The sequence below is a fragment of the Streptomyces sp. NBC_00158 genome (assembly GCF_045160885.1).
Lineage (GTDB): Bacteria > Actinomycetota > Actinomycetes > Streptomycetales > Streptomycetaceae > Streptomyces.
Map to the genome: position 1 here is coordinate 7,505,164 of NZ_CP108161.1, position 17,254 is coordinate 7,522,417.

The window sequence follows — 17,254 nt, forward strand, 5'->3', positions numbered from 1 at the left end:
GTATCCCCGACCGGGCCCGGTCGGGCCGGGCACGGTCGGACCGTTCGGCTCGGGCGGCGGTCGCGCCGGCTCAGGGCAGCGGGGTGCGGTGCAGGCTGATCAGCAGCCGCCAGACCCGCCCGGTGATCTCGGCGGGCGTCGCCTCGATCGCACCGTGCAGCCAGTCGGCGAGCACTCCGCTGAAGGTCGCGGCCACGGCCGAGGCGACCAGGTCCGGTTCCGGGGCCCCGGCCAGCGCGCGCTCGCTGCGGCTGCGCGCGCGCAGGTCCCGGTGGAGGACCTGGCCGAGCGGCCCGCCGCCGCCCGGCCGGAGCAACTCGCGGTACAGGGGGCCGTGCCGGGGGAGCCGTTCGAAGAACTCCAGCAGGGCGGACGGGGGGTTCGCCGGGTCGGGGACACCGCGCCAGGCGTGCAGGGCGTCCACCGCCTCGCGGACGATCTCGGCGCAGGCGTCCACGGCGAGCGCCTCCAGTCCGGCGTAGTGGAGGTAGAACGTGGCCCGGCCCACCCCGGCCCGGCGCGCCAGGGCGGCGACACCCACCTTCTCCAGAGGGCCGCTGGCGCACTCCTCCAGCAGGGCCTCGCGCAGCCTGGCCCGGGTCCGCTCGGTACGGGGGTCTTCCGGCACGGACGTCACCCGGCCAGCAGGACGGCGCCGAGGGCCAGCGCTCCGGGCAGGGCCTGGGCGATCAGGATGCGCCGGTTGGCTGTGAGGCCGCCGTAGATCCCGGCGATCACCACGCAGGCGAGGAAGAAGACCCGGACGCGGAAGCCCGTCGGGTCCCCGGCGAACAGGCTCCACACCAGACCGGCCGCCAGGAAGCCGTTGTACAGGCCCTGGTTCGCGGCGAGCGGAGCGGTGGCGCGGGCGAGGTCCGCGTCGAAGCCGGAGAGCCCCCGCCCGGGCGCCCGCTCCCACAGGAACATCTCCAGCACCAGGATGTACACGTGCAGCGCGGCCACCAGCGCCACCAGCACCATCGCGGTCGATTCCATCGGCTTGCCCACTCTCTCCGGCATTTCCTGGTCAGGTGTCCAGAATATCTGTACACCTGACCAGGAAGTCAACCGGCCGCCTCGGCAGGGAGGGCCCTGAGCCGACTCGGGTAGCCTCGGGTTCTCCCCACACCTCCCGTCCGAACGGCACATCACCTGTGAGCACACCCGCCAGCACCGAAGACCCGACGGAACGGGCAAAGGGGCCCGGGGAGGCGGGACGGCAGCCGGGCGGCGCCCGCCCGAGCCGCCGAATACCCCCACAGGGGGTCGTCGACCTCAGGGGCCGGACCGACGTGGACATCAGGCTGTCCTATCCCTCCAACGCGGCCGTCGTCGTCGCCGGACTCCCCGGCAGCGGCAAGAGCACCCTGCTGAGCGCGTGGTCCCCCGCCGCCGAGGTCGTCGATCCCCGCGCCACCCGCACGGCCTACGAATCGCGGCTGCCCGACTGGCTGCCCTACGCCGCGTACCGGCCGTGGGCGCGACTGGCCCACATGCGGTGGACGCGCGCCCGGATGGGTCTCGGCCACCCGCTCCTCATACACGACTGCGGCTCCAGGACGTGGATGCGCCGCTGGCTCGCGTACACGGCCGGGCGCGGCGGACGCCCCCTGCACATGGTCGTGCTCGACGTGGGCCCCCGCGAAGCACTGTCCGGACAGCACGCCCGGCGCCGGCTCGCCTCACCCAGGGTCTTCGGGATCCACCAGCGGGGACTCGCGCGGCTGCTGGCGCGCATCGCACGCGACGGCCTGCCCGCCGGCCAGGGCATCGCCTCCATGGTCCTGATCGACCGCCACCAACGCGACCGCGGCGCCGCCTCGGTGGACTTCGACGACCGCCCCGGACGCGCCCGGCCGGCACCGTCGTCCGACGGGACCTCCCCGTGAAGTCCACCCGGATCCTCGCGGAGCTGGAAGCGCGGATGGCGGAGCTCTCCACGCCGAACCGGGTGTACGTGGCCGTCGGGCGGTTCACCGAGCCGGACCCCGACCTGCCGGAGCTGGCGGACAGGATCCGCGTGCTGCTGGCCGGAGCCACGGCCGACGAGGCCTGGCAGCGCTGCGTCCCCGGGTACGCCCCGCCGCCCGTCCCGCGGCTCTGCGCGGCCCTGGAACCGCTGGAGCCGCACGAGGCGGCCGCCTTCCTGGCCCGGCTCGCCGGTGTGGACCTGCTGTGGCCCTCCCACCGGCACCTGCCCGCGGACACCGCGGAGCGCGCGGCGGCCCGGGCGGTGTCCCTGCTCGGACCGGACGGCAGCTGGTGGACCAACCACGACGCGGCGGGAGGCGCCGTGAACGGCCTCACCCCGCTGTTCGACAGCCTCCTCGCCGGGACGGACGGGGAGCACTACGCACTGGCCCTGCAGCTCACCGACGACTGAACACCCTCGCCGGCCCGCTGCGCCGAAACGTTCTCGGGGTGAAAGGCGGCAGCCGGACGGGTGAGCCTCCGGACCGAGGACCGGGCCGGCACGGTGAGCGCCGCTACAAACGGGCTGTGAACACGCAGACGCTCCGCTTCCTCCCCGCCGTCCTGTCGGCCCTGGCAGCCTGCGCCGCACCGGCCGCGGCCGCCCCCGCCCCCGCCCCGCCCGACCCGGTGGTCTTCGTACACGGCTGGAACAGCGACGGCACGGCCTGGAACACCATGGCCGCCCGGTTCCGTTCGGACGGCTGGCCGGCCGACCGCCTGCACCAGTGGACCTACCCCACCGCACAGTCCAACGCCACGACGGCCGAGCAGCTCGCCGCCGTCGTCGACCGCGTCCTGGCCTCCAGCGGAGCCTCCAGGGTGGACCTGGTCACCCACTCCATGGGCTCGCTGTCCTCCCGCCACTACCTCAAGAATCTCGGCGGCGACGCGAAGGTGGACGCCTGGGTGTCCCTCGCGGGCCCCAACCACGGCACCGGCACCGCTCGTTGGTGCGGCGGCACCTCCTGCGTCGAGATGCGTCCGGGCTCCGCGTTCCTGGGCGCGCTGAACGCGGGCGACGAGACGCCGGGACCCGTCCGCTACGCCACCTGGTGGTCCTCCTGCGACATGATCAACCAGCCGGCCGGCACCGTGGCCCTCGACGGCGCCGTGAACACGCGGGCCCCGTGCCTGCAGCACACCGCCTTCACCGACGACGCCGGCGTCTACCGGGAGGTGCGGGACCACATCGGCGGCGCCGCGCCACGGGCGGGTTCCTGAGCGGCGGCGCGCCGCCGCTCATGCCTTCCCGGTACGGGCCCGCTTGCGGTAGCCGTCCAGGACGTCCTGGCGGAGCAGGAAGCCGAAGCCGGCCGATTCGAGCCGCAGCCCCAACTGGTGCGCGTCGATGCCGAGACCGGCCGCCGTGTCCGGCAGGTGCCAGTCGTGGGCGGCGAGCCTGTCCAGCAGGTGACCGCGCCGCACCTGGCTCTCCGAGAGCCGGAACGTCTTGAGGTAGGCGGTCCGGCCGCCCTCGTCGGTGATGGCCTCACCGATGTGGTTCTCCTCCTTGGGCCGGAACCGCGGCCGGAAGCGCGCGAGCGTGAAGCGCCCCATCCGGTGGACGGACTGCCAGGTGTACGCGTCCTCGTGCCCCGGCAGTCCGGCGGCCATGGTCGTGTCGTGGAACCGGGTCCAGGCCTCCTCCTGCCCGGCGGCCGCCGTGCGCAGGTCCTCCAGGGAGCCGATCCGCGCGTCGGTGATCCGGGCACGGAAGTCCGCCACCGGGAGCATCAGCGTGGCGTAGTGGTGGATCAGTTCGCCGTACAGGTCCTGCAGGAGCGTCGGGTGCAGTACGCGGTAGTCGTCGGGATGCGGGACCACGAACGCGGCGGCGAGCGCATCGGCGACGTACACCATCACACCGCACTGGCCGGGGTGGATCTCGAAGACGCGCAGCGCGTCGGCGAGCCCGCGTACCTCGGAACCGACGTAGGCCTCCTCGACCCGGGGGGTGAGCCCCTGGGCGACCGCGCGCTGCGACCACTCCTGCCAGGCGATCGTGGGACCGCCGGAATGCAGGGCCAGGTAGCCCTCCAGCGACAGGTGCAGGGGGAGGAACCGCAGCCGGTCCTTGGCCTGGCGGCGGGCCATCCGACGGTGGAAGCGCAGGCCCATCGTGGCGGCGGGGGCCGGGGCGCCGCCGTCGGAGAGCTGGGTGCCGTAGGCGGCGGCCGGTGTGCCGTCACCGGTCCACGTGGCGACGAACCCGTGCGGCACGTAGGACAGGTAGGCCCGGCGCGGGCCGACCTCGACCAGGCCGGCCGCGTCCCCGTACAGCTCCGGGTGCAGACGCAGGTCCTCGACGGGCTCGTCGCGCACGAGCGGGACCAGGCGGACGGCGCCCCAGACCTGGGAGGGGCGGGCGGTGAGACCGGTCAGGTCCGGAGCGGTGGTCGTCATCGTTCCCGTTCCCGGTCGTGTCCGGCCGTCATACGGGCCGCACGGGTGTCCATGTACGCGGTGAGTTCGGCCAGTCCGGTCCGGCCCTCCGCGAACTGGGCGAGCTCCACCAGGGCCGGGAGGTCCTCGGCGTCACGGATGCCCGCCGTGGGCACCGAGGGGGACAGCCGGCGGACGTCGAAACCGGCCGCGTCGTACACGGGGTTGAGGTGCACGACGGCGGTGCGACGCCCCGGGTCGAGCCGGGTGCGCCAGACGCGCAGCACCTCGCCGGCCAGGCCGGGGGGCGCGTTGTCCCATCCGTCGGAGACGATCACCAGCCGTGCCGGGGCGGTCTCCAGCGCGTCGAGGATCCGCCGGCCCAGGGGCGTCGGCCCGTACGGACGCGCCAGCAGCGCGTCCGTACGCCCGGACGTCCACAGCGCGGTGTACTCGCCGGCGAGGGCCGCGAGCAGGTGGTGGCAGGCCAGCGCCACCGCCAGCGGGCGGCGGCGCTTGTGGACCGACCCGAAGGAGGAGAAGCTGTCGTCCAGGACGGCGGTGACCGCGCCCCAGCTTCCCCGGTGGGGGCCGGCCACCCGGCCGGCGGCGGACTCCAGGGCGCCGGTCAGCTCGGCACGCCGGCGCAGGCGGTCCTCGGCCGGCAGGGACAGCACGTAGGCCGCCAGGCGGGTCAGCGGCATCCCGGCCAGGTCGGCCCGTACGCCCGTGGCCCCGCGCGCGTGCGCGGACGCCTGCAGCCGCAGGGTCTCCAGGCGGGTCATGCGCGGGGCCATGCGCTCCAGGAAGACCGCCCGGGCGATGCCGTGCTTGGCGGCGAAGCCCTCGGCGGCCGTGTACGGCAGCTCGTACAGCGCCGCCTGCTCGTAGTGCGCCCGGCGCCACGACTCCAGCAGGGGCGTCGCGTAGCGCGCGCGGGTGTGCGGGGCGAACAGGAACGTGCCCAGTTCCTCCGGTGCGTTGGCCGGCGTGAGGTGCGTGTGGCGCAGGACGCGCTTGAGGCCGCTGCGGTACTTCACGGCGTCGAAGGCCAGGTCCTTGCGGGAGGCCAGCCAGTCGCGCACGATCGCCCGGGTGCGGCGGTTGTTCACCCCGGCCCGGCGCAGGGCGTCGAAGAGCCCGTACACGCGCTGCGGCGGCAGCGCCGTCAGCCGCGAGGCGATCAGGGCGCCCTCGCTGCGGCGCTGCTCGGCCGTGGCCTCCCCGGCGGTCTCCAGGAGCCGCCGGATCACGAGGACCGCGTTGTGGTCGTTGATGTCGAGGGCGAGCACCCCGGCATACAGGTCGCGGTAGTTGCCCAGCATGTACGCGTGGAGGAAATCCAGGGACAGGCGCTGCCCGTCCGCGTCGTCGTGGAACTCCCGCTGGCCGGTGGAGGTGATCGCCGCGTTGACGAAGAGCAGTACGTCCTCGGCCGCGACGAGGTCCCCGTACGAATCCATATCCGTTCTTCCCCCGAGGTGGATGCCGGCCGGGGCGTGGGGGCACGAGCTGCGAATCATTGCTTCAGAGGCAGGTTCCGGAAGTCGCGCCGGAGTCCCGCGGCCGGCGACAGGACCGTAACAGAGCGGGCCGTGAGCGTTCCACCGACTTCCCGGACGGCCCGGCCCAGGGCGTACGCGAGCGTGTGTGCCCGCCTCCGCGCGCCCGGCGCGTACCACCGCCGGAGGCTTCCGGGGCCGCTTCCGCCGCGTCAGTACGGGCCGGACCGGTTAAGCCTGATTGTCACTCTATTCCCGCTAAGGGATGGCTGGCGTAGGTTGGTTGAAGTTCGCATGCTTATGCTTCACCCGCTATGACGGACAGCCCACATCGCGCTTTACGCGCCTCAGCCGACGTGATCGTCCTCGGTGCAGGACCCGCCGGCCTCGTCCTCGGAAACCTCCTGCTCGCCGCCGGGATCGACTGCGTCATCCTGGAACGCGCCTCCTCCTCCCGCGTCCGCACCCGCGCCCGCGCCGGGTTCCTCGCCCCGGACACGGTGCGGATCCTGGACGGCCACGGCCTCGCCGACGGCCTGCACCAGTACGGCCGCCCTCACGGCACCTGCGAATTCCGCACGGGGGAAGGGCGGTTCCGCCTCGACTACGGGGCACTCGGACGCGGCGGACGGCACCACGTCTACCCGCAGCAGAACCTCGTCACGGACCTCCTGCGGCACTACCTCGCCCGCGGCGGACGGATCCGCTTCCGGACCGAGGCGCTCGCGGTCCACGACATCGACGGCACCCGCCCCTCCGTGACGGCGCGCGACCCCGACGGCCGTTCCGTCCGCTGGACGGCGCGCTACGTCGCCGGCTGCGACGGGCGGCACGGCGCGGCCCGCCGCTGCCTGCCACCCGACGCCGTCCACCCCCACGACCACGGCGTCACCTGGCTCGGCCTGCTCGCGCTGGCCCCGCCGAGCCTGGACGCCGTCGGCTACGCGATCCACGACCGGGGCTTCGCCGGACACATGGCCCGCACCCCGGACGTGACCCGCTACTACCTCCAGTGGCGGCGCGGCGTCGCCGCCGACGCCTGGTCCGAGCAGCGGATCTGGGACGAACTCGACGCCCGGATGCGCGCACCGCAATACGGCCCGCTCCACCGCGGCACCCTCATGGAACGCGGGCTCTTCGACCTCACCTGCGACGTCGTCGAACCGCTGCGCCACGGCCCGCTGTTCCTGGCCGGCGACGCGGCGAGCGCCTTCGCCCCCGCCGCCGCGAAGGGCGCCAACCTCGCCGTCCTGGAGGCCGAGATCCTCGCCGAGGCCCTCGTCGACGCCCTCACCCGCGGCGACACCAGGGGGCTCGACGCCTACTCGGACCGCTGCCTGGCGCACATCTGGAGGGCGCAGGAGTTCACCGGCTGGATGACCCGGCTGCTGCACGCCGCACCCGAAGGCGACCCGGATGCCGGATCGTTCTTCCAGGCCGCCCGGCGACGCTCCCGCATCGACTCGCTGCGCACCTCGCGCATCCACCAGGAATGGTTCGCCGAGAGCTACGTCGGCATCTGACGCCGCCGCGCCCCGGCCCTTCCTCCCCCCAGGCTCCCCCCCCGCTCCGCAGCGCCCTGCCCGGTTCAGCCCTGCCCTGCCCTGCCCCGCCCTCATCACTACCGGCCCGAGGACATTCCACGATGACGACGACGCTCGCCGACGAAACGATGCTGCCCGGCGAAACGCCGATCCTTGACGAAACGATGCTCCCGGACGACACGGCCCGCCTCCGCGCGGCCGCCGCGTTCGTCCGCGAGCACGACAGCACAACCCTGCTGCCGCTCCTCCTGCCCGGCCTCGACGGCCCCGACCTGCGGACACTGGCCGGACGCTGCCGCTTCGCCCACGCGGGGATGCTGCTCTTCCCGCCCGACGCGCAGACCCTGCGGGCCCAGTTCGCCGCGTGCGGGCTGGCGGCGGACACCCCGTCCCACCCCAGCGTCGTGGTCCGCGAGCGCCTCGCCCGCCGCCACCGGCGCGAGCCGGCCGAGCTCGACGTCCGCATCCTGCGCCCCCGGGTGACCGGCACCCGCGGAGAACCCCGCGCGGTCGAGGTGTTCGCCCTGACCGTGCCCCCGCACTCCGCCCTGGAGCACGTCGCGGCCTACGAACGGACCCGCCGGCACGAGGCGCACCTCGCCTTCGAGATCGAGCACCCCGACCCGCTGGTCCTGCGCGGCCTGTGCGCGACCCTCGCCCGGCACGGAGCACGCCCCGACGGAGGCGGGTACAACCCGCACGAGGACGGGACGGTCCTGTACTTCACCACCCCCGCCGACGCCGCCTGCGGCTACCGGCGGCTGGAGCTCTACGCCCACGGCGACCACCGGGGCGTCCTCGCCGACCACCTCGGTCACCGCGGCGAAAGGCAGCCGGCCGAAACGCTCCTCCACCTGCTGACGGGAGCGTGGACCACGCAGGCCCTCGCCTCCTTCGCCCGGCTGGGCCTGCCCGACGCCATGGACACGCGCACCGCGTGCCGGACAGAGGACCTCGCCCGCCTGACCCGCACCCACCCCCGCGGCCTCGGCACCCTGCTGCGGTACCTCGCGATGCTCGGCGCCGTCACCCACGAGGCGGTTCCGGGCCAGCAGGAAGGATTCCGCCTCACCGAGCTCGGCGCCCTGCTCCGCACCGACGAGCCCGCCTCGATGCGCCCCCTGGCCCTGATGTACGGCGGCCCGTTCTACCGCTCCTTCGGCGGCCTCGACCACGCCGTACGGACCGGACTGCCAGCCTTCGACCACCTCTTCGGCGAGAACCACTTCGACCACTTCGCCCGCGACCCCGAACTCGCCGACCTCTTCGACCGCTCCATGGCCGCGAGCGCGCGCATGTTCCGCCCGCTCCCCGCCCACCCGGTCATCGCCGCCGCGGCCGGGGCGCCCGCGTCCGCCACCGTCGTCGACGTCGCGGGCGGCAACGGAGAGCTCCTCGGCCAGATCCTCACCGCGCACCCGGGCCTGCGCGGCGTCCTCCTCGAACGACCCCACGCCGTCGAGGCGGCCCGCCGCCACCTCGACGCCGCGGGCTGCGGCACGCGCTGCGCCTACCGGGCGGGCGACTTCGCCGACGTACCGGCCGGAGGGGACGTCTACCTCCTCTCCCGCGTCCTGCACGACTGGGACGACGACCGCTGCCGGGAGATCCTGCGCCACTGCGCCCGCGCGATGCCCGCCGACGCCGACCTGCTCATCGTCGAACGGCTCCTGCCCGCGGACGGTTCCCCCTCCCTGGCCACCCCCTGGGACCTGCACATGCTCTGCAACGTCGGGGGCCGCGAACGCGAAGCAGCCCACTACGCCCGCCTCCTGTCGGACGCCGGCCTCCACCTCCAGGGCCAGGCCCCCCTGCCCCTGGACGCGTACGTCCTGCACGCCCGCAAGACCCCGCCGCGCCCCTGACCCGCCGCCCCGGCTAGCGCGCGGCGACGACCCGGTCCGCGTACGCCGCCAGCTGGGCCCGCAGCCGCTCGCGCGGCACGCCCTCGTGGCCGGCCAGCCGCTCGACGAGGTCGGCCCGGACGGCGGCGAGCAGGGCGTGCGCCGTGAAGTCCGGGTCGGCCAGGCCGGGGACCTGCTCCAGCACGGACCGGAGCAGGCCGTGCCACCCCTCGTAGTGCCCGGCCCGGTACGGGCTGCTGCTCCCGGTCTCCTCCAGGGCCAGTGCCAGCGGGCGGTTGTCGAGCTTGAAGCACAGGATCGCGTCGAGCAGGGCGGGCACGCGCTCCTGCGGGGGAGTGGCCGGCCCGAGCGGCGCGGGTCCCGACTCCACGGCCGCGCGGACCGGTTCGAGCCGTGCCTCGTACAGCGCCCGGAGGAGTCCGGCCCGGTCGCCGAAGGCCCGGAAGAGGGTGCCCTTGCCGACGCCGGCCGCCGCCGCGATGTCGGCCATCGTGAGTTCCTCGGGGCTCCCGGAGCCGGCGAAGAGGGCGTCGGCGGCCTCCAGCACGGCCTGCCGGTTGCGGGCGGCGTCCTTGCGGGTCCGGCGTTCGGGCTCGGGCGGCGGGGTCACCGGTACCTCCGATTGAAAAGCGGACCACGGGTCCGTATTGTTGAAGCGGACCAATGGTCCGCATTTTCTTGAGTGGAGGATACCCATGTCCCTGCCCGTACCGCCTTCTCCGGCGGCCCTGTACCGCCACGGCCTGAGGCTCCTGCTCGACAAGGACACCGACGGCTGGGTCCGCCTGTGGGCCGAGGACGGGGTGATGGAGTTCCCCTTCGCGCCCCCGGGCCGGCCCCGGCGGCTGGACGGCCGGCGGGCGATCGCCGACTACATGCGCCCCTACCCCGACCACATCGACCTGCACGACTTCCCCGAAGCCGACCTGCGGATCCACGAGACGACCGATCCGCGGACCGCCGTCATCGAGATGCGCGGCGTCGGCAGGTGGGTGGCGGACGACCGCCCGTTCGACATGGCGTACATAGCGGTCGTCACCGTCGATGACGGCCGGTTCACCTCCTACCGCGACTACTGGAACCCCCTCGCCGTCCCCGCCGGGAGCGCCCGATGACCACCGCGAACGCCACCCCGAACGCCGCCACGCTCGTCATCGGCGCCACCGGGACCACCGGCAGCCGCACCTGCGCCCAACTGGTCGCCGCCGGTCACGCGGTCAGGGCGGCCGGCCGCAGGGCCACCCCGGTCCCGGGCGCCGAGGCGGTCGCCTTCGACTGGTACGACCCCGCCACCCACCCCGCCGCCCTCTCCGGCGTCGACCGCGTCTACGTGGTCCCGCCCGTGGGTGACCCGGACCCGGCCGCCGCGGTCCTGCCCTTCCTCCGCCGGGCCCGCGCCGCCGGAGTGCGGCGCGCCGTCCTGCTCAGCGCCTCCTCCATCCCCGAGGGCGGCCCGGCGGCCGGCCGGGTGCACGCGGCCCTGCCGGGCATCTTCGACGAGTGGGCGGTGCTGCGGCCGTCCTGGTTCATGCAGAACTTCACCGGCGGCCACGTGCACGCGCGGAGCATCCGAGAGGAAGGCGTCATCCGCACCGCCACCGGCACCGGCCGGGTCGGCTTCGTCGACGCCGAGGACATCGCCGCCGTGGCCGCCCGCGCCCTGACCGGCGTACGGGCCCCCAACACCGACCTCGTGCTCACCGGCCCCGAGGCGCTCGGCTACGACGACGTCGCCGCGATCGTCGCCGAGGTCACCGGGAACCCCGTGACCCACCGGCCGCTGTCCCACGCGGAACTGCGCGACCGGCTCGCCGTACTGATGCCGGAGGAGTTCGCCACGATGCTCGCCGACATGGACCGCACCGTCGCGGCCGGCGCCGAAGACCGCGTCACCGACTCCGTCCACCGCCTCACCGGCCGCCCGGCCACCGGGTTCCGCTCCGTCGTGCGACGGGAGCTGGCGCGCTGAGCGGGGTGCGGGGTGCGGGTTCAGGCGGGCAGGGCGTCGGCCAGGCCCGCGCCGAGGAGGTGGAAGGCCCGGTCGGCGGCGGCCACCGCCTCGGGGTAGACCTCGTCGGCAGGGCGGCCCGCCTGCACCTGGGCGCTGTTGCGGACGGCGAGCGTACGCAGGACGGTGACGACCTGCACCGCCGCCAGCCGCGCGGTGAGCTCGTCGGCCCCGGCCTCCTCCAGCGCCTCGGCGAGGGCCGCGACGCTGCGGGCCGCGTACCGTACGAGCCGCTCGCCCAGGCTCGCCGTCGTGCTCAGCAGCCGGGCGAAGGCGATGGCGTCGGGATCGGCGGCGAGCCCGGTGTTCGGATCCCGCCGGGCCAGGGCGTCGAGCTCGTGCGCGTGCAGGGCGGCCAGCGGGCTCGTGCCGGCCGGGCGGGCGCGCACCACGCGGGCCGACTCGTCCTCGTGGTCGGCGAAGACGTGCAGGACCAGGTCTTCCTTGGTCGGGAAGTAGGTGAACAGCGTGCGCTTGGAGACCTCGGCGGCCTCGGCGATCTCCGCGATCGAGACCTCGTCGAAGCCGCGGCTCAGGAACAGCCGCAGCGCCTCCTCGAAGATCGTCTGCCGCGTGCGCAGCTTCTTGCGTTCCCGGAGTCCAAGTTGCTCAGCCATGAGCCCACGATAGCAATGGGGTACCCAGGCGAAAGTTGCACCTGGTATAGTTGTCGACCAGGTGAAGGAATCTTCCTGGGAGGCTCCATGAACACGCAGGTCACTGACGTCATCGTGGTGGGCGCGGGCGGCGCCGGACTCACGCTCGCCACCGAGCTCGCACTCGCCGGCGTACCCGCCGTCGTGCTGGACCGGCTGCCCGGCCGCAACCTCCAGTCCCGCGCCGGGGCGATCCAGCCCCGGACCGCCGAGATGCTCGCGCTGCGCGGTCTGCTCGACGGCGCTCTGGAGCGGTCGATCGACTACCGGCTCGCCGGCGGCCACTTCGCCGGCCTGCCCGTCCCGCTGGACTACACGGCGTGGGACACCCGCTACCCGCACCCCGTCCTGCTCCCGCAGGACCAGCTCGAAGCGGTGCTGGAGGACCGGCTCACCGAGCTCGGCGGCCGGGTGCTCCGGGAGCACCGGCTGACCGGCCTCCACCAGGACGCCGACGGGGTCACGATCACCATGGCCGCACCCGACGGAGACGGCTCGCTCCGGGGCCGCTACCTCGTCGCCTGCGACGGCGCCCACAGCAGCGTGCGCAAGATCATCGGAGCCTCCTTCCCCGGCCGGGCGGCCACCGTCCGCATGGCCACCGCCGACCTGGTGCTCACCGGCGATGTGGACCACAGCACCGCCGGGCACATCAGCTCGCGGATACACACCTCACCCGAGGGCCACTTCGCCATGATCACGCCCCTGGCGAACGGGCTCCACAAGCTCATCTTCAGCGGCCCGCGGACCCTGCTGGCCGAGCGCGACGCCCCCGTGACGCCCGATGAGGTCCGCGAGGTCCTGCACGCCACCCACGGCGGGAAGCTCGACGTCGCCGAGATCCGCTACGCCTCCCGCTTCAGCGACGCCAGCAGGCAGCTGGACCACTACCGACACGGCCGGGTGTTCTTCGCCGGAGACTCCGCCCACATCCATTCCCCGGCCGGGGGCCAGGGGCTCAACCTGGGCGTCCAGGACGCGTTCAACCTCGGCTGGAAGCTCACCGCCGTCCTGCGCGGCGAGGTGGGCGAGGAACTCCTCGACACTTACCAGACCGAGCGCCACCCCGTCGCCGCGCGGGTGCTCGCCCTCACCCGGGCCCAGGGAGCGGTCATGGGGCCGCAGCAGGACGGCGGCCTGGCCGAGCTGCGCGACGTGCTCACCGACCTGCTCCGCCTGCCCGACGCCAACCGGTACATGGCGGGCGTGATGGCCGGGCTCGACCTCTGCCTCCCGTCCCCCGACGCCGCCGCCCACCCGCTGCTGGGCCTGCGCATGCCCGACGTGGAACTCGACCTCGGCGACGGCGGGCGGGTCCGGTTCAGCGACCTGACACGGACCGGGCGCGGCATCCTGCTCGACCTCGCCGACGCGCCCCTCGCCGCGGCGGCTCCCTGGAGCGACCGGATCACCCACGTGCGCGCCCGGGCGGAATCCGGCGCGGCCGAAGCCGAGGCCATACTCGTCCGCCCGGACGGATACGTCTGCTGGGCCGGAGGCGCAGGCCTCACCGAGACCCTCACCCGCTGGTTCGGCCCGGCCGGCCTCGCGGGCGACGGCACGCCGGGCTGAGTCCCCTACGGTTCGCCGCGGGAGCCGACCCGGCGGCCGCCCCCCGGGGACATGCCCACCGGGGGCGTTCCCACGGGAAAGGTGCCCACGGGGGAGGTGCTCAGGACTCCTCGGCCGCAGCGGCCCCGGAAGGCACGGCCGCGGCCCTCCTCCTGCGGTACACCACCACCGCGCACACCGCGGCGACGAGGACGGCGACGGCGGACACCCCGAGGGCCGTCTGCCTGGCGAAGAGCCTTCCCAGCAATTCGAGGACGCCGAGCCCCGCGGTCGCGTAGATCAGGGCCCAGGCCGCTCCCCCCAGGAACAGCGCGGGGAGATAGCGCGGCAACGGCATGCGCATGCTGCCCGCGAGGAAGTTGGCGGCGGTCTGGAAGCCGACGGTCAGGAAGGAGACGGCCACCACGGGCGCGCCCCACCGCTGGATCGCCCGCTCGGCACGCTGGAACCGCGCCGAGGAGACCCGCCCGGCGAACCGGCTGCGCCGGGCGCCGGCACCGGCGAGCCACCCGACGGCGAACGTCCCTCCGGCGCGGAGCAGGACGATGGCGTACAGGGCTCCGGCCGTGACCAGGACCTTATCCACGACGCCCGCTCCCTGCCTCTGCCCGTTCCGTTCCATGCCCCTTCACCTGCACGCTCGCAGGTCAGGGAAGGCAAGCCTAACCGCACATGGGTGTGGGGCATAGGGGTGGTCCGGCGGTCGGGCCGGGCCCGGGCGGCCTGTCCGGCGTGGCGTGAATCGTGATTTATGCTTCAAGGCGGCCGCGGGGCGGTGGCTCTTCTGTGCGGCAAACCACACAACTCTCGAACGGGCTCAGAGCCCTGTGGCGTTGATCATGAAGTTCGTGGGGCATCGGGTGACCACCTACGTGCGTCTACAGGGGTATGGGGTGCCGGCCACTCCTCCCACCCGCGAACGGAAACCCCCAGGGAGAAGTGAGGTATGTCGGTGATCTGCGTCGGAGGCATGATCGGAATCGGCAAGACGAGCGTGGCCGAACTGATCGCCAAGGAGCTGGGGAGCGAGGTCTTCTACGAGAGCGTGGAGGACAACCCGATCCTCCCGCTCTTCTACACGGCGAGCCCGGAGGAGATCCAGGCGAAGCGCTACCCCTTCCTCCTCCAGCTCTACTTCCTGCAGACCCGGTTCGCCGCCATCAAGGCCGCGTACAAGGAGGGCGACAACGTCCTCGACCGGTCCATCTACGAGGACTGGTACTTCGCCAAGGTCAACCACGACCTGGGCCGGATCAGCTCCCTCGAGATGCAGGTGTACGAGGGGCTGCTCGACGAGATGATGCGCGAGATCGACGGCCTGCCGTACCGCAAGGCGCCCGACCTCATGGTCTACCTCAAGGCGGACTTCGAGACGGTGCTGTACCGCATCGGGCTGCGCGGCCGCGACTTCGAACAGGACGACAGCCTCGTCGAGTACTACCGGACCCTGTGGTCCGGCTACGACGACTGGGTCTACAAGCACTACTCGGCCAGCGAGGTGCTCGTCATCGACATGAACAACACGGACGTGGTGAACAACCCCGACGACGCGGCCCGCGTGGCGCGGACCGTCAGGGAAGCCGTGGCCGAGGCCAGGGCCAAGGCCGGAGCAGCCGCCCGCGGCTGACCGGCGCAGACCCGGGCCGCGCCGGCCGCCGCCGCGGAAGGGGCTCACCACCCCCTCCGCGGCGTGATCGTCAACGGCAGTCGCGGGCCGGGTCGTCCTGGGTCATCGCGCACGCCATGAGCTGCCCGCGGGCGGTTCCGTAACGGGCGATGAGGGAGCTGCGGAAGCCGTCCCACTGGGAGCGGGTGTCGGCGATGGCCGTCTGGACGGCGGCGTTGAAGTTGCCGGCGACCAGCCCCCTGGAGGTGGTCGGCGAGGTCGCCTTCCCCGTGACCGGGTCGATCATCCCGTTGTCCTTGTTCAGGACGCCGTGGGTGATGCGCTTGCCGCAGCCCCACGGCATGAGGCTGAAGCAGCCCGTCGTGAGGTCGGCGGGGATGTCCGACGCCGAGGGCGCCGCGGCGGCCAGCCGGAGGAAGGGCGCCGGACCGGTACGGTTCAGGCCCGGCGGATTGCCGACGCCGATGGCGGACCGGCTGTCCGCCTGATCGGCCCAGTTGCTGTGCGAGTAGAAGTCCTCGGTGCCGTGCAGCGCCCGGCCGAAGCCCTCGATGGCGTTGCACTTGCCGCGCCCGGCGACACCCAGCACGAAGGTGCAGTCGGAGGAGAGGTCGGTGTCGGAGGCGCTGACGGCGCCCGCGGCGTTCACGAGCACGTCCGCCTTCGCCACCCCGCGGTCGAACTCGCCCTTGAGGTGCGCGACGCAGGACAGCAGCGCCGACGTGGCCTGCGCCCGGGACCGGGGGTAGCCGGCCGCGTTCAGGTAGTCGGCGCCGTCGCAGTGCGCGGCTTCGGTGAACACCTGGTCCGCGTCCGGCGCGCCGATGGCCCCCATCGTTCCGTTCGCGCCCGCCAGCTGCCGGATGGAGGCCGGCTGGAAGCAGGCACCGGCCGCACCCGGAGTGGCGCCGGGCGCGCAGGCCAGGGCCGCACGGGTGATCCGTTCGTGCTCGGTGTTCTGACCGAAGCCGTCGATGGTGCCGAAGTTCTGGATCGGCGGTACCTCGCGCAGGGGCTTCACCGCCGCCGGTCCGCCCTTCCCCGGGTCCGGGAGCGGAGCCGCCTCGGCCGAAGCGGCGAACCCCAGGAAGAGGGCGGTGGTGACGATCCCCGCCGAAAGCGTCGCGAGCACTGGCCTGCCGCGACGGTATGTCATCGTCATCGAGACGTTCCCCCATGGTTGTGGCCCGTGCACCCCTCTCGGGCGCGCGGGCCGGTCAAGACATAACTACCACTGGGTAGTTACGGGGAACTACGGCGGGTCGGTCAGATGGCGAACGGCGACTGGGAGGCGAACTCCTGGGTGCGCCTGCCCGTCTGCAGCATGTTGGGCGTCTGGTAGAAGGGCATGCTCTCGACGACCTGGCGGTGGAGCGCCGTGTAGCTTCCCCGGAACGCCCCGTTCTTCCAGGTCTTGAGGAGGACTTCGGTGAACAGGCCGTTGGGCCCCACGCCGTCGCTGGAGGTCTGGTTGTCCTGGCAGCCGGAGAGCAGCAGGACGTCGGCCTGGATGTCCTGGAGGTCCAGCGCGGGCACGGAACGCTGGATCCCGTCGTACAGCTCCTGGTCACGCTGGTAGTTGCGGAACTGGGCGTCCTGCGGCAGGGCGCGGATGCGGGCGCGGACCTCGGACGGGTCGCTGGTGTCGAAGGCGCGCACCAGCTCCGCGTCGTCGAGGAAGTGCGAGACGTCGCGCGAGACGGTGCCGCTGTGGCAGCTGTCGGAGAGCAGCAGGATGCGCACGCCGGGGGCGAAGGCGGCGAAGTGGGCGTACAGCTCGTCGTCGATGAACTGCCGGTCGTAGAGCACCCAGGTCTCGTCGCGGCGGTCGGGCTCGTCCCCGTTCTTGTCGGGGACCTGGGACCCGTGGCCGGCGTAGGTGAGCAGCAGCAGGTCGCCGGCGGTGAGCCGGGCGGCGGCCGTCTCAAGGACGGAGGTGACCTTCTCGCTGGTGGCGTCCTTGGTGAGCAGGGTCGCGAGGGTGTCGAACCCGTTGGCCCCGGCGAGGTCCCGCATCGTCAGGGCGTCGTTCTCGGGGTTCTTCAGCTCGCCCTTGGTCCCGTAGCGGGCCTCGTCGATCTCGTTGATGCCGATGTGGATGGACAGTCCTTGGGGCATGGCCGT

At 73.4% G+C, this 17,254-nt stretch carries 18 protein-coding genes; 9 read left to right on the plus strand and 9 right to left on the minus strand.

Going from position 1 to position 17,254, the window contains the following annotated elements:
* Positions 1-70 precede the first annotated feature (70 nt).
* Together OG553_RS34490 and OG553_RS34495 are read right to left on the minus strand one after the other, a co-directional pair.
* A complete protein-coding gene (locus OG553_RS34490; protein ID WP_405982789.1) occupies positions 71-628 on the minus strand; it encodes a TetR/AcrR family transcriptional regulator in 558 nt (185 codons plus the stop codon).
* Between the two features lie 5 nt (positions 629-633).
* A complete protein-coding gene (locus OG553_RS34495) occupies positions 634-996 on the minus strand; it encodes a DUF1304 domain-containing protein (protein WP_405982790.1) in 363 nt (120 codons plus the stop codon).
* Positions 997-1,292: 296 nt separating this feature from the next.
* Here OG553_RS34495 and OG553_RS34500 point away from each other — a divergent pair, with 296 nt between their 5' ends.
* From OG553_RS34500 to OG553_RS34510, 3 genes are all read left to right on the plus strand, one after another.
* Positions 1,293-1,889: an AAA family ATPase gene (locus OG553_RS34500; RefSeq protein ID WP_405982791.1), complete on the plus strand. Its 597-nt coding sequence runs from the start codon at positions 1,293-1,295 to the stop codon at positions 1,887-1,889.
* Entirely contained in the window at positions 1,886-2,383 is a 498-nt protein-coding gene (locus OG553_RS34505; protein WP_405982792.1) for a hypothetical protein, read from the plus strand. The genes OG553_RS34500 and OG553_RS34505 overlap by 4 nt, the downstream gene beginning before the upstream one ends.
* A 116-nt stretch (positions 2,384-2,499) precedes the next feature.
* A complete protein-coding gene (locus OG553_RS34510) occupies positions 2,500-3,195 on the plus strand; it encodes an esterase/lipase family protein (protein WP_405982793.1) in 696 nt (231 codons plus the stop codon).
* 18 nt (positions 3,196-3,213) lie between these two features.
* On the opposite strand, the gene OG553_RS34515 is transcribed toward OG553_RS34510, so the two are convergent.
* Together OG553_RS34515 and OG553_RS34520 are read right to left on the minus strand one after the other, a co-directional pair.
* Complete coding sequence (locus OG553_RS34515; protein ID WP_405982794.1) at positions 3,214-4,377, minus strand: ARPP-2 domain-containing protein; 1,164 nt, start codon at positions 4,375-4,377, stop codon at positions 3,214-3,216.
* Positions 4,374-5,819 (minus strand): hypothetical protein, encoded by a 1,446-nt coding sequence (locus OG553_RS34520; RefSeq protein WP_405982795.1) that lies wholly within the window; start codon positions 5,817-5,819, stop codon positions 4,374-4,376. The genes OG553_RS34515 and OG553_RS34520 overlap by 4 nt, the downstream gene beginning before the upstream one ends.
* Positions 5,820-6,214: 395 nt before the next feature.
* Here OG553_RS34520 and OG553_RS34525 point away from each other — a divergent pair, with 395 nt between their 5' ends.
* Together OG553_RS34525 and OG553_RS34530 are read left to right on the plus strand one after the other, a co-directional pair.
* Positions 6,215-7,381 (plus strand): 4-hydroxybenzoate 3-monooxygenase, encoded by a 1,167-nt coding sequence (locus tag OG553_RS34525; RefSeq protein ID WP_405982796.1) that lies wholly within the window; start codon positions 6,215-6,217, stop codon positions 7,379-7,381.
* 122 nt (positions 7,382-7,503) lie between these two features.
* Complete coding sequence (locus tag OG553_RS34530) at positions 7,504-9,267, plus strand: methyltransferase (RefSeq protein WP_405982797.1); 1,764 nt, start codon at positions 7,504-7,506, stop codon at positions 9,265-9,267.
* Positions 9,268-9,280: 13 nt separating this feature from the next.
* Here OG553_RS34530 and OG553_RS34535 read toward each other — a convergent pair whose 3' ends face one another.
* On the minus strand, positions 9,281-9,877 hold the full coding sequence (locus OG553_RS34535; protein WP_405982798.1) for a TetR/AcrR family transcriptional regulator: 597 nt from the start codon (positions 9,875-9,877) through the stop codon (positions 9,281-9,283).
* 91 nt (positions 9,878-9,968) lie between these two features.
* On the opposite strand from OG553_RS34535, the gene OG553_RS34540 reads away from it, so the two are divergent.
* Positions 9,969-10,382 (plus strand): nuclear transport factor 2 family protein, encoded by a 414-nt coding sequence (locus OG553_RS34540; protein WP_405983213.1) that lies wholly within the window; start codon positions 9,969-9,971, stop codon positions 10,380-10,382.
* Positions 10,379-11,236, plus strand: a complete 858-nt coding sequence (locus tag OG553_RS34545; protein WP_405982799.1) for an NAD(P)H-binding protein — start codon at positions 10,379-10,381, stop codon at positions 11,234-11,236. The genes OG553_RS34540 and OG553_RS34545 overlap by 4 nt, the downstream gene beginning before the upstream one ends.
* Before the next feature lie 20 nt (positions 11,237-11,256).
* Here the strand turns inward: OG553_RS34545 and OG553_RS34550 are convergent, their stop codons facing one another.
* Positions 11,257-11,892 (minus strand): TetR/AcrR family transcriptional regulator, encoded by a 636-nt coding sequence (locus tag OG553_RS34550; RefSeq protein WP_405982800.1) that lies wholly within the window; start codon positions 11,890-11,892, stop codon positions 11,257-11,259.
* Between the two features lie 87 nt (positions 11,893-11,979).
* Between OG553_RS34550 and OG553_RS34555 the strand changes: the two genes are divergently transcribed.
* Positions 11,980-13,503 carry an FAD-dependent monooxygenase gene (locus tag OG553_RS34555; protein WP_405982801.1) on the plus strand — a complete coding sequence of 508 codons (1,524 nt, stop codon included), beginning with the start codon at positions 11,980-11,982 and terminating at the stop codon, positions 13,501-13,503.
* Positions 13,504-13,603: 100 nt separating this feature from the next.
* Here the strand turns inward: OG553_RS34555 and OG553_RS34560 are convergent, their stop codons facing one another.
* Positions 13,604-14,089, minus strand: coding sequence for a DedA family protein (locus tag OG553_RS34560; RefSeq protein WP_405982802.1), 486 nt, complete (start codon positions 14,087-14,089; stop codon positions 13,604-13,606).
* A 360-nt stretch (positions 14,090-14,449) separates the two neighbouring features.
* On the opposite strand from OG553_RS34560, the gene OG553_RS34565 reads away from it, so the two are divergent.
* Positions 14,450-15,130, plus strand: a complete 681-nt coding sequence (locus OG553_RS34565) for a deoxynucleoside kinase (protein WP_405982803.1) — start codon at positions 14,450-14,452, stop codon at positions 15,128-15,130.
* A 70-nt stretch (positions 15,131-15,200) separates the two neighbouring features.
* Here the strand turns inward: OG553_RS34565 and OG553_RS34570 are convergent, their stop codons facing one another.
* The gene (locus tag OG553_RS34570; protein WP_405982804.1) at positions 15,201-16,292 is read right to left on the minus strand and encodes a CinY protein; all 1,092 of its coding nucleotides are present in this window, start codon (positions 16,290-16,292) and stop codon (positions 15,201-15,203) included.
* 104 nt (positions 16,293-16,396) lie between these two features.
* Positions 16,397-17,248: a caspase family protein gene (locus OG553_RS34575; RefSeq protein WP_405982805.1), complete on the minus strand. Its 852-nt coding sequence runs from the start codon at positions 17,246-17,248 to the stop codon at positions 16,397-16,399.
* Between the last annotated feature and the right edge of the window lie 6 nt (positions 17,249-17,254).

Excerpts from the sequence above, each read along its gene's own strand:
- OG553_RS34495 (WP_405982790.1), bottom strand. The coding sequence starts at position 996 with ATGGAATCGACCGCGATGGTGCTGGTGGCGCTGGTGGCCGCGCTGCAC.
- OG553_RS34515 (WP_405982794.1), bottom strand. The coding sequence starts at position 4,377 with ATGACGACCACCGCTCCGGACCTGACCGGTCTCACCGCCCGCCCCTCC.
- OG553_RS34520 (WP_405982795.1), bottom strand. The coding sequence starts at position 5,819 with ATGGATTCGTACGGGGACCTCGTCGCGGCCGAGGACGTACTGCTCTTC.
- OG553_RS34530 (WP_405982797.1), top strand. The coding sequence starts at position 7,504 with ATGACGACGACGCTCGCCGACGAAACGATGCTGCCCGGCGAAACGCCG.
- OG553_RS34545 (WP_405982799.1), top strand. The coding sequence starts at position 10,379 with ATGACCACCGCGAACGCCACCCCGAACGCCGCCACGCTCGTCATCGGC.
- OG553_RS34550 (WP_405982800.1), bottom strand. The coding sequence starts at position 11,892 with ATGGCTGAGCAACTTGGACTCCGGGAACGCAAGAAGCTGCGCACGCGG.
- OG553_RS34555 (WP_405982801.1), top strand. The coding sequence starts at position 11,980 with ATGAACACGCAGGTCACTGACGTCATCGTGGTGGGCGCGGGCGGCGCC.
- OG553_RS34565 (WP_405982803.1), top strand. The coding sequence starts at position 14,450 with ATGTCGGTGATCTGCGTCGGAGGCATGATCGGAATCGGCAAGACGAGC.
- OG553_RS34570 (WP_405982804.1), bottom strand. The coding sequence starts at position 16,292 with ATGACGATGACATACCGTCGCGGCAGGCCAGTGCTCGCGACGCTTTCG.
- OG553_RS34575 (WP_405982805.1), bottom strand. The coding sequence starts at position 17,248 with ATGCCCCAAGGACTGTCCATCCACATCGGCATCAACGAGATCGACGAG.